Source organism: Alteromonas sp. PRIM-21, assembly GCF_027563165.1.
Taxonomy (GTDB): Bacteria; Pseudomonadota; Gammaproteobacteria; order Enterobacterales; family Alteromonadaceae; genus Alteromonas; species Alteromonas macleodii_A.
Window position 1 is genome coordinate 1 of the sequence record NZ_JADOEK010000016.1, and the last position, 11,458, is coordinate 11,458.

The window sequence follows — 11,458 nt, forward strand, 5'->3', positions numbered from 1 at the left end:
TTCAACTTGGTCTACAACTGCCAATTTAAAAGCGAGAGAATAATCTCGTTGAGTTCTTTTACTATCTGATTTCATAACACTCTCCAAATTAAGTTTGAAAAGTGTCAACGCTATTTAGGATGGGTCATGTTTATTACAAAGGGCGCTATTCAGCGCTCTTTTTGTTTATATTAACGCATTCAATTCAAAGCCTGTTGTCAAAAAAAAGGGGACTGTGTAGCATTTCGCGCCATTGTCATTGCTTGATATCATTGAAGCCTAGCATTGGAAGTAAACTGGTGAATTTCCAACACATAAATACTCAACGCTTTTGCTACGGTTTAGCGCTGTTATTGTTTACGTGCTTGCTTACGATTAAACAAGATATTAAGCCCATCTCGTTTAAGCATCAGCTTGATGCATCCGTATCGACCCTATCAATAGAAAGTAGCGCAGAAGAAAATGGGCAAGACGACCTATTTTTGTCCGTTATCAATACGTTTGGTAACGCTGCGATTATTAGTTCACTTAGTGAAAACCCTCCCCCGTATTTAGTCTCTTGGACTAAAAAGAGCTACGTCACCCCACTTACAAGAGCGCCACCTGCTGTCTAAGCTTTTACTCTTGCTTTAATTTTCGAGAGAAAAGCCCTTCAATTTCAAAATTTTCACAAACGTCAGTTCTCTTCAGAGCTGGATATATTCGTGCGTGCATAGCTAACGAGTAAAAAAGCCCGAGCGGCAATAAAACTGACCGGTAAACAAAAACGAGCAGTAAATTACTCGCTATGCCGTACTAATGCTGTTGCCTGGGTATAGGTAACACCTATAAGAACGATTTTAAAATTATGAGCAAAAAAACGCTTTTAGCAGCAAGTATTCTTACCATTATTTTAACTGGGTGTGGTCATCAAGAGCACAAAGCTCACCATAGCGGCCCGCTAGAATTCAATGTCTCGCACCCAATAAGCAAAGATACAGTTCTTGTTAAGGAGTATGTCAGTCAAATTCGCGCCATTCAGCACATTGAACTAAGGGCTATGGAAAGAGGGTACCTTGCCTCTACTTTCGTTGATGAAGGTCAGACCGTAGAGAAGGGAAAACCTATGTTTAAAATAGTGCCTACTATCTACGAAGCAGAGCTTAAGCGAGCTAAGGCAGAGGCAAAAGCTGTGCAAATGGAGTTCAAAAACACCAAGTCGCTAGTTGACCAAAATATAGTGTCACCTAACGAGCTTGCTGTTGTGGAAGCCGAATATCAAAAAGCGCAGGCTGAAGTTGAACTAGCAGAAGCGCATTTGGCATTTACTGATATTAAAGCGCCCTTTACCGGTAAGATGGACCACTTAGAAGCAAGAACAGGCAGTCTGCTCGATGAGGGGGAACTTCTCACAACCATGTCTGATTTAAGTCAAATGTGGGTTTACTTCAATGTACCAGAGTCTGAATACCTAGATTATGTACAAAGCGGAAAAGCGAATGAGGGAACGAGCGTTCGGTTAAAACTCGCAAACGGTACAATTTATCCTTACAAAGGCGTAATAGATACCATTGAAGCCGATTTTGATAACCATACTGGCACCATCGAAATGCGTGCGTCATTCCCTAATCCTGATGAAATGTTACGACATGGGCAAACAGGCAATATACTGGTCGACGTCGACTATCCCAACGCGCTGGTCATCCCCCAAAAGGCGACTTTTCAAATATTGGATCAGAACTATGTATATGTTCTAGATGCTGACAATACCCTTACCACACGACATATAGAGATTGCAGCTGAGTTACCTCACATCTTCTTGGTATCAGAAGGGCTGAAAGAAGATGACACTATTCTTCTTGAGGGTTTGAGACGAGTAAGTAATGGCGATCGCATTAAGCCAAACCTTATTTCATCTGACGATACGTTTGCTGAACTTGCACTTCAGGCAGAGTAGGGGATTTAGTATGTTTGGTGTATTTATTAAACGTCCGGTGATGGCGATCATGCTATCCCTTATGATTATCTTTTTAGGCGCGCTTTCAGTTTTTACCTTGCCTACTTCTCAATTTCCAGATATCGCTCCTCCCAGGGTTCTAATTTCTTTGGCATACCCTGGTTCAAGTGCAGATGTACTTGTAAAGTCATCCTTGGTAACCATTGAGCGTTCAATAAATGGGGTGCCGGGCATGAAGTACATTGTGTCTGATGCCACAAGTGCCGGTGAAGCTACTATCCAAGTTATTTTTGACTTGGATGTAGACCCTAACCAAGCGTTAATAAACGTGAAAACGCGGCTTGACCAGATAATGAACCGGCTCCCGCAGTTGGTACAACTAGAGGGGGTGGTACTTCAAAGGGTGCAGCCAAGCATGTTGATGTACATCAACGTGTACAGCACAGACGAAGACGCCGATGAGAAGTTCCTTTATAACTACTCGAACATCAACGTTATACCAGAAATACAGCGTGTTAACGGTATTGCCAGCGCTAAAATATTGGGTAGTCGTCAGTATGCTATGCGCATATGGTTAAAGCCAGATCGCATGCGAGCGTATAACATTTCAGTCGATGAAGTGATGGAGTCGATTGATGAGCAAAGTCTTATTGGTCGGCCAGGCCGACTCGGACGAAGCTCGGGAATAAGTGCGCAGTCTAAAGAATATGTGCTTGTTTACGAAGGTCGGTATGACGAGCCTGATGAATATAAAAATATCATTATCAGAGCGGATAGTGACGGCAAACTGCTTAAATTAAGTGATATAGCAGACGTAGAGCTTAGCAGTGAGTTTTTCGATATCTATTCAAATAAAGATGGATACCCTTCTGCGGCAATCGTGTTAAAGCAAAACTACGGCAGTAGCGCTAATGAAGTGATATCTCAAGTAAAAGCTAAAATGGCAGAACTTGAAGAAACCTTCCCTGAAGGCATGAAATACGAAATTAACTATGACGTGTCTAAGTTTCTCGATGCATCAATAGAACAGGTACTGCATACCTTATTTGAAGCGTTTATCTTAGTCTCGCTGGTGGTTTTCATCTTTTTAGGAGACTGGCGTTCCACCTTAATTCCCTTATTGGCCGTCCCGGTATCTTTAATCGGTACCTTTTTTTGTATGCAAGCAACGGGTGTAAACATTAACTTGATCACCCTTTTCGCGTTGGTATTGGCTATCGGGATAGTGGTAGATAACGCCATTGTTATCGTCGAAGCTGTGCATGCAAAAATGGAAGAGAGCGCTAGCTTGACGCCTTATATGGCGACGCAGCAGGTATTAGGTGAAATGGGCGGCGCTATTATTGCTATCACGCTTGTGATGACAGCAGTATTTGTGCCTTTAGTGTTTATGACTGGGCCGGTGGGCGTCTTTTATCGCCAATTCTCTATCACCATGGCATCGTCTATTATCATTTCTTGTATTGTAGCGCTTTCATTAACGCCAGTGTTGTGCGCGATGCTGCTTAAAAATCCGCATACACATACCAAAAAAGCCACGCCAATCAGTAAGCTTATTGATGTATTTAATCGTTGGTTTGACAAGCTCACCGGTGGTTACACTAACATTATTAAAGCGTTAGTAACCCGTCGCGTGGTGACTATTCTGTCGCTCTTTGCGTTTGTCGCAGGCACTATTGGTTTTAACCACATTCTTCCTACCGGGTTTATTCCTGGAGAAGATCAGGGGCAAATTTACGCCATTATTCAAACTCCCCCAGGAAGTACCCTTGAAGTAACAAATGAGGTGGCGCGAGAACTCCAAACCCTTGCTCTTGATGTAGAAGGGGTGTCATCGGTTTCTTCACTTGCAGGTTATGAAATCTTAACGGAAGGGCGAGGTTCTAATGCGGGTACTTGTCTAATTAACCTCAAAGACTGGGCTAATAGAGACCAGACGGTACAGGAAATCATTGAAGAACTTGAGGCTAAGACCCATCACCTTGGCGCTGTGGTTGAATACTTCGAGCCCCCTGTAGTGCCTGGCTATGGCGCCTCATCAGGGCTTTCATTCCGTTTGCTCGATAAAACGAACACGACGGACTACCAAGAGTTTGATGAAATAAACCAATCCTTTATGGATGAACTGTCAAAACGTAAAGAGCTCAAAGGGCTATTTACTTTTTACGCGGCTAATTATCCGCAATATAAAATTGAAATAGATAATCAAGCAGCGATGCAAAAGGGCGTATCAATTGGTAAGGCAATGGAAAACCTTAACATTTTGATTGGTAGTACCTACGAGCAAGGCTTTACCCGTTTCAATAACTTCTACAAGGTGTATACCCAAAGCGCCCCAGAGTATCGTCGTTACCCTAGCGATTTAATGGACTACTACGTTAAAAATGAGGAAGGTGAAATGGTGCCTTACTCTGCATTTATGAAGCTAATTAAAACGCAAGGGCCAAATGAAATCACTCGATACAACCTGTACACCTCTGCAGCCATTCGAGCGGAGCCCGCAAAAGGCTATACCTCTGCCGAAGCCATTAAAGCGGTAGAAGAAGTTGCCGCAGCAACGTTACCCAAAGGCTATGACATAGGTTGGGAAGGGCTATCTTTTGATGAAGCGAAACGCGGAAATGAAGCCATCGTTATATTCGGTGTAGTTCTGCTATTTGTGTATATCGTATTGGCGTCGCAATATGAAAGCTTATTGCTTCCCCTAGCGGTTATATTGTCTTTGCCAAGCGGCCTGATTGGTTCATTTATTCTGCTTGACCTAATGGGCCTAGCTAACGATGTCTACGCGCAATTAGGGCTTGTAATGCTAGTTGGACTGCTGGGCAAAAACGCAGTGCTGATTGTTGAATACGCGGTACAGAAAAATCAGCAGGGTTTATCTATCGCAGAAGCCGCCGTCGACGCAGCAAAACAGCGATTCCGCCCTATATTAATGACCTCATTTTCGTTCGTGGCGGGGCTTATCCCTCTGGTCATCGCCACAGGTGCAGGCGCTGTAGGAAACCGTACGATTGGTGCTTCAGCACTGGGAGGTACACTTTGCGGAAGTGTCTTCGGCATCATAGTTATTCCAGGCTTGTATTACCTTTTCGCTAAGTTAGAAGAGGGTAAGTCGCTAATTAAAAACGAAGATCACGTCCCACTTACAGAAACCTACCACTACAACGATGAGGTGCTAAGCGATGAGAAATAACACGCGTCTTTTGAAAAAGCCTCTTTTTATGGCGATTGGCAGTGCACTTCTAGTTCAAGCGTGTGCTATCCCGACAATAGAAACTCGGGACCCGAATGTAACTTTGCCAGAACAGTTCAGAGCAAGTACAGGGCAAAGTACTGATCTTAGTACAGAGCTGGGCACTGAATTAAGCAATAACTCCAGTAATGGTGAAGCAAAAATTAAATGGGAGTCGTGGTTCAACGACCCGTATTTAACAGCGTTAGTTGAAACCGCTGTAGCAAATAACAAGGAAGTCGCCGTACTTGTACAGCGCATTAATATGGCGTCTAACGAGGTGTATGCACGGGAAGGGGAATATTTGCCAAGCGTGTCTGCAGGTGTCGCTGCTGAAACCGAAAAAGTGGGTGAATATACGCGAGAAGGCGCGGTGGAAGAGCAGCTTGATATCAGAGAAGGTGAAGCATTCCCTGACCCCTTAGCTAATTTAGAGCTTGGGTTGAATGCGTCTTGGGAAGTGGACATCTGGCATAAGCTCAGGGATGCTTCAAAGGTAGCGTCACTCGAATATTTAGCTTCTATTGAGAGTAAGAATTTCTTTATCACTCAACTTGTTTCTGAAGTGTCTCGTAGCTACTACGAACTATTAGCTTTGGATAACAAGCTGGCGAATATTGATGCCACAATAAAGCTGCAGCGCAACGTTATACATACCATTAATACACTTAAAGAATATGGCCGAGCTTCTTCTTTACCTGTAGCGCGCTTTAACGCTGAAGTGAAGAAAAATGAAAGTGAACGCTTTCTCATCAAACAAGAAATTGTGGAGAAAGAGAACACAATCAACCTATTGCTGGGGCGAATGCCTCAGCCAATACAAAGAAATAGCAACGCTTTGTTTAGCGAAGACATTGTTAAGCCTAATATTGGAGTGCCTGCTTCACTGTTAGAAAACCGACCCGATATTCGAGAGGCTGAACTTACGCTGCAGGCTGCGAACTTAAATATAGATGTAGCTAAAGCGAACTTTTACCCTTCATTAGAGCTTAAAGCAGGGGTAGGGTTGTCAGCGTTTGATAGCCGGTATTTGTTTAATGTACCAGAGTCACTGGCCTATTCGCTATCTGGCGATATCTTTGCTCCTTTAATTAATCGACGTGCTATTGAAGCTGTTTATAAAAATGCGAGTGCCGAGCAGGTCCAGGCCGCCTATGAGTACGAGCTGACGCTGCTAAAAGCGGTGTCAGAAGTGTCGAATAGTTTGTCTAAGTTGGATAATCTGGGAAAAAGTGCGGATGCTAAAAAAGCGCAAATTTCTTCCTTGGAATCGTCAGTTGATATCGCAAATCGTTTGTTTACGTCAGCGCATGGTGAGTATTTAGAAGTGCTATTGGCGCAGCGCGAAGCATTAGAAGCGCGCAGTGAGTTTATAGAAACTCGTCAGCAGCAACTGGCAGCACTCGTTGACTTATATCAGGCTCTAGGAGGAGGCTGGCAATCTTCGTCGACCTAAATTAAGTTACCTAAGCTGAAAGTTGTTAAGGAGAGCAATTGCTCTCCTTTTTTTGTTTTATCGTCTTCTTTAAGCATTCCAACGTTTAATTCTTATAGGTCATAATATTTAAGTAAGATGAAAAAATTGAGCGATCACCGCCAACACAAGACGGCAGAACAATAACCATAATCTAAAGGTGAACTATGTCTTTTTTTAAAAATGGACGATTACAGCAAATAATTAAGCGGAATCGGGGGGCGTTGACTCTATTGAGTCTTGGTGCACTGGTGTTGTCCTCCCCTGTATTTGCAAATTCTCAGTCGGATGACGCTACTTCAGAGAAAAATGCATTTTTCCAATCGGAAGATATCTTTAATTTGGAATACGTCAGTGATGTCCAGATATCTCCAGACGGTAAAAATATCGCCTATGTGCGTCGTTCAAACGACATCATGTCAGATAGTAGCCGCGCAAATGTTTGGTTAGCGTCGGTTGATGGCAAGTCAAACCGCCCCTTACTTTCCTCAAAAAAGAGTTACTACTCTGTTCGCTGGTCACCGGATGGAAGCCGACTCGCTTATCTATCCAATGAAGAGGGCAAACCTCAGCTTTACGTGCGTTGGATGGACACGGGGCAAACGGCGCTAGTTACCAATGTTACTTCAAGTCCCAGTAACATTACGTGGTCACCTGACGGTAAATACATTGCTTTCACCATGAGTGTAGATGCAAAGGAAAAGCCGCTAGACGTTAAAATGCCGAAGAAGCCGGAAGGCGCAAAGTGGTCGCCTAAATTCCAATACATCACTAAGGCGCGTTACCAAGCCGATGGCAAAGGCGTGCTTGACCCTGCCTATACTCATATCTTTATTGTCCCTTCTGACGGGGGCACGGCAAGGCAATTAACCTCGGGTAATTATCATCATAAGGGGCGGTTAAGTTTTGCGCCGAACGGGGAGAAGATTTATTTCTCTGCTAACCGCAGTGATAACTGGGAGTATGAACCAGTTGAGGCTGATATATTTTCTGTTGATATGACGGGGAATATTGAACAATTGACGCAGGATAAAGGGCGAGAGTCGTCACCTGTTGTATCGCCGGACGGAAAGCATATTGCTTATGCGTATCGTGACGACGAAAAAGTGATGTACAAAAATAGCTATTTGTATGTAATGAATAGCGACGGCTCTGAACAAAGAAACATAACCAAAGACATTGATAACTCGGTGTCTAATTTTTACTGGAAAGACAACAAACGTATCTACTTTCAACAATCAGTTCGTGGCCTAGTACAAGTTAATACAGTGTCTCTGTCGGGCAGAGTGAAAACAGTGGCTAGTGGATTAGGTGGCACTACCCTTGGTCGACCTTATGTGTTTGGTACTTATCATGCGGTAGGCGATGTGGTCGCTTACACCAAAGGGCGTACAGACCGTCCTGCAGATTTGTTTGTCACTACAAAAAACGAACGACAACTTACGGCACTTAATGAAGACGTTTTAGGTCACAAACAATTAGGTGAAGTTAAAGAAATAGTCTATCAATCTTCTATTGACGGTGAAGAAATACAAGGTTGGTACATCCTGCCACCTAACTATGACAGCTCGAAAACCTACCCACTAATTTTAGAAATTCACGGTGGACCTAATCTCGCTTATGGCCCCGTCTTTACCGCTGAACTTCAGCGCATGGCAGCCGAGGGCTATGTGGTGTTTTATGATAATCACAGAGGCAGTACGGGTTATGGTGAGCGCTTTGCACTGCTACTTCAGGGGAAATATAGCTCTGAGTACGACTTTGCCGACCATATGTCTGGAGTAGACGCGCTGATTGAAAAAGGCATTGCCGATCCAGAACGTTTATTTATAACGGGTGGCTCAGCAGGTGGTATTGCATCAGCCTATGCCATTGGACTTACAAACCGTTTTAAAGCAGCCGTGGTTGCAAAACCCGTTATTAATTGGTTATCGAAGGTATTGACTGCCGATTCGGGCCTGTACCAGATACCTTTCCAATTCCCTGGCAAGCCTTGGGATAACGTAGAACACTATTGGAAGCGCTCGCCATTATCGCTCGTGGGCAATGTAACTACCCCCACCATGTTGATTACTGGAGTGGAAGATAAACGCACGCCAATGTCTGAAACTGAGCAGTTCTATCAAGCGTTAAAACTTCAAAAGGTTGATAGTGTACTGGTGAAAGTACCCGGCTCACCTCATGGTATTGCCTCTAAACCTTCTAGAATGATTGGTAAAGTGGAAAATATTTTGGCGTGGTTTAAAAAATACGACAGCGCGCACTTTGATGATGCCAAAGCCAAAGCCGAGTAACTAAATCAACGTTTAGAAACGTTAGTTTCGCAAGGCTAGAGATAAATGGGGCTACTGTTCCAATTCAATCGGTTCAAGGCCCCATTTTTTTAATATTCGAGCGTACTCGCCATTCGCTTTTAAAATAGAAAGTGCATTTTTTAGCGAGTTTACTTTGTCTTTCTCTGTCTTTAGACCAGTAGCAACAAAAAGATTTGCTCCCAATGCTTCAATGACATACTCGCTCGTTGCATCGTTGGGGTCAAAGCCAGCGTCACTGATTTCATACTTTCCAGTCTCCAAATTGGCAAGTGCAAAGTCTATTCGTTCCATATAAAGCAAGTTCCACAGGAGTTCAGGCTCGGCAACTAGAGCTAGATTTTTGTTTTCTTCAAAGCCTTTTTGTTGCAGAAAAGATGCTGAACCATAGCCGCGTATTGAACCTATCCGAAAGTTTTTCGCCTCGTCTAATGAAGTGACTTGTGCTGTGTCTCTTTGCTTCAGTCGAATAAGTGCTGCCTGAACATGATTTACTTCGCCTAACCATTCAAATTGGCTTTCTCGCTTTGGGGTTTTTAATAGTGATAACAGCACAAGGTTTGGTTTTTCAAGTGTCTCACGATAAGCGCGTGCCCAGGGCATATGTGCTAGAGAACTGCTAAAAGGCAGCAGAGGCTTTAAAGCATTAGCAAGGTCTACATTAACCCCTTGCGCTTTCCCATTGTTGTCATACCAATAATAGGGCGGGGTAACCTCGCTGAGGAAATAAACATGGTCAGGCGAAGCAAAGGCTGATGAAGGTACGATCAGCAACAAATATATCCAAATACTACGAAACATAATTACTGTTAAGAACCTATAGAGACAACACTAATCGCAGATGTAAATAAGGTAATGCTAATGCGTAGTATACTAGGATCTTAGGCAAATAATACCGATATTTGCCTATAAAATATTCAGATTAAAGTGTTGTTTTACGGACTATGCCTACTCTACAGTGGGATGTAACTGCGAGATATCCGGTACAACCGTAAGTTTTAGATCGAGCGCCTTCCAGTAGTGGCCTTCTCTTAACAAGTCTGCAGAGATAATAGGTTTTTCATCTAACCAGCCTTCTGGAAAAGTAATGACCAGCTCGTTCTTTTCTACGTTAACAACGAGATCAGGTAAAAAGCCCTCTTGGCGTTTAATATTAAGCAGTACACCCAAACGAAGTAACGCAATTAAATGTTTTACCGACTGCTCGTCGAAAAGGTTGAACGTAGGGAGTTCATTAGTACGGATTTTCTTTCTATGAAAACGCACGAGTGTAGCGAGCAACAACTGTTGTTCCTGAGTAAACCCAGGCATGTCCACGTTGCCAAGAATATAGGCACTGTGTTTTTGAATACCCCGAGAGTTAATTTGCATGCCTACTTCATGAAGTAAAGCAGCCCAACCAAGCATACTTTTAAAGTCACGCCCTTTAAGTTTCCATTCTTTTTCCACATCATCGAAAAGTGACAGCGTTGTATTAAGCACCATGGTGGCTTGCGTTGTATCTACATCGTAACGGGTTGCCAAACTACTTGCTGTTCTGCCGCGTATATCAGCGTGATGAAGCTCATCTTCCATCTGATAGAGTACACCCTCGCGCAAGGCGGCAGGCGAGTAAACCAAGCCTTCAATTTCTAGCGCTCTGAAAACAGCAATAAGAATAGCGAGACCGCCTGCAATAACAACACGACGATCTTCACTTAAATCTGGATAGCTTAATTTGTCTATATGGCCTGCGCTTGTGAATTGCTTCATTAAATTGCGCAAACTCTTAAGCGTTACCGGAATATCGTGGCCATTAGGTCTGTCTTGCTGACAAAGAGTGAACAGCGAGCGGATGGTACCTGACGTACCAATACATTGGACCCAGCCAAGCCTGCGATACTTATTGTCGATTAACTCAAGTTCTTGCTGCGCTGCCGTGATGGCGCGGTTGAACGCTTTGGGTTTTAGCTCTCCATTTGCAAAAAAGCGTTTGGTATAGCTAACACACCCCATTTGAAGGCTGCGGCAAAGCAAAGGCGTGAACCCTTCGCCAATAACAAATTCCGTTGAACCACCGCCAATATCAACTACCAGCTGTTGACCGTCTGCATGATTAGTATGGGCTACGCCAGAGTAAATAAGACGCGCTTCTTCTACACCAGAAATCACTTCTATAGGGTAGGGAAGGATGTCTCTTGCTGCGCTAATAAAGTCTCGGGCGTTACGGGCCTTACGCAGCGTGTGAGTGGCAACGATTCTAACCGAGTCAGGCTCAAAACCTTTAAGACTTTCTGCTACTACCTTAAGCATAGCTAGCCCGCGCTCCATTGCCTCATCAGACAACATGTAGTCTTCGTTGAGCCCTTCGGCCAAGCGAACTTTTTGTTTAACTCTATGCAGAATTTGCACAGACCCAGCAACAATACGTGCTACTACTAAGTGAAAACTATTCGAGCCAATATCGAGTGCTGCGACTTTGCTGACTTCGCGGGTTTCCACATCATTAAAAACTGATTCGTGCTGGGTCATGTACTAATTTT

General features: G+C 43.7%; 7 protein-coding genes. 5 read left to right on the forward strand and 2 right to left on the reverse strand.

The genetic code is table 11. The features are described from left to right. Positions 1 to 278 precede the first annotated feature (278 nt). The 5 genes from IW644_RS17640 (at position 279) to IW644_RS17660 (ending at position 8,918) form a co-directional block, all read left to right on the forward strand. Complete coding sequence (locus IW644_RS17640; protein WP_269918692.1) at positions 279 to 593, forward strand: hypothetical protein; 315 nt, start codon at positions 279 to 281, stop codon at positions 591 to 593. A 233-nt stretch (positions 594 to 826) separates the two neighbouring features. Then, positions 827 to 1,915 (forward strand): efflux RND transporter periplasmic adaptor subunit, encoded by a 1,089-nt coding sequence (locus tag IW644_RS17645; protein WP_269918693.1) that lies wholly within the window; start codon positions 827 to 829, stop codon positions 1,913 to 1,915. Positions 1,916 to 1,925: 10 nt separating this feature from the next. Then, positions 1,926 to 5,111, forward strand: a complete 3,186-nt coding sequence (locus tag IW644_RS17650; protein WP_269918694.1) for an efflux RND transporter permease subunit — start codon at positions 1,926 to 1,928, stop codon at positions 5,109 to 5,111. After that, positions 5,101 to 6,606, forward strand: a complete 1,506-nt coding sequence (locus IW644_RS17655) for a TolC family protein (RefSeq protein ID WP_269918695.1) — start codon at positions 5,101 to 5,103, stop codon at positions 6,604 to 6,606. Before IW644_RS17650 ends, IW644_RS17655 begins: the two co-directional genes overlap by 11 nt. Positions 6,607 to 6,791: 185 nt before the next feature. Continuing rightward, entirely contained in the window at positions 6,792 to 8,918 is a 2,127-nt protein-coding gene (locus tag IW644_RS17660) for an alpha/beta hydrolase family protein (protein ID WP_269918696.1), read from the forward strand. 51 nt (positions 8,919 to 8,969) lie between these two features. On the opposite strand, the gene IW644_RS17665 is transcribed toward IW644_RS17660, so the two are convergent. Beyond that, positions 8,970 to 9,737, reverse strand: coding sequence for a substrate-binding periplasmic protein (locus IW644_RS17665; protein ID WP_269918697.1), 768 nt, complete (start codon positions 9,735 to 9,737; stop codon positions 8,970 to 8,972). A gap of 147 nt (positions 9,738 to 9,884) precedes the next feature. Next, positions 9,885 to 11,447 carry an exopolyphosphatase gene (ppx, locus tag IW644_RS17670; protein WP_269918698.1) on the reverse strand — a complete coding sequence of 521 codons (1,563 nt, stop codon included), beginning with the start codon at positions 11,445 to 11,447 and terminating at the stop codon, positions 9,885 to 9,887. Positions 11,448 to 11,458: the final 11 nt, after the last annotated feature.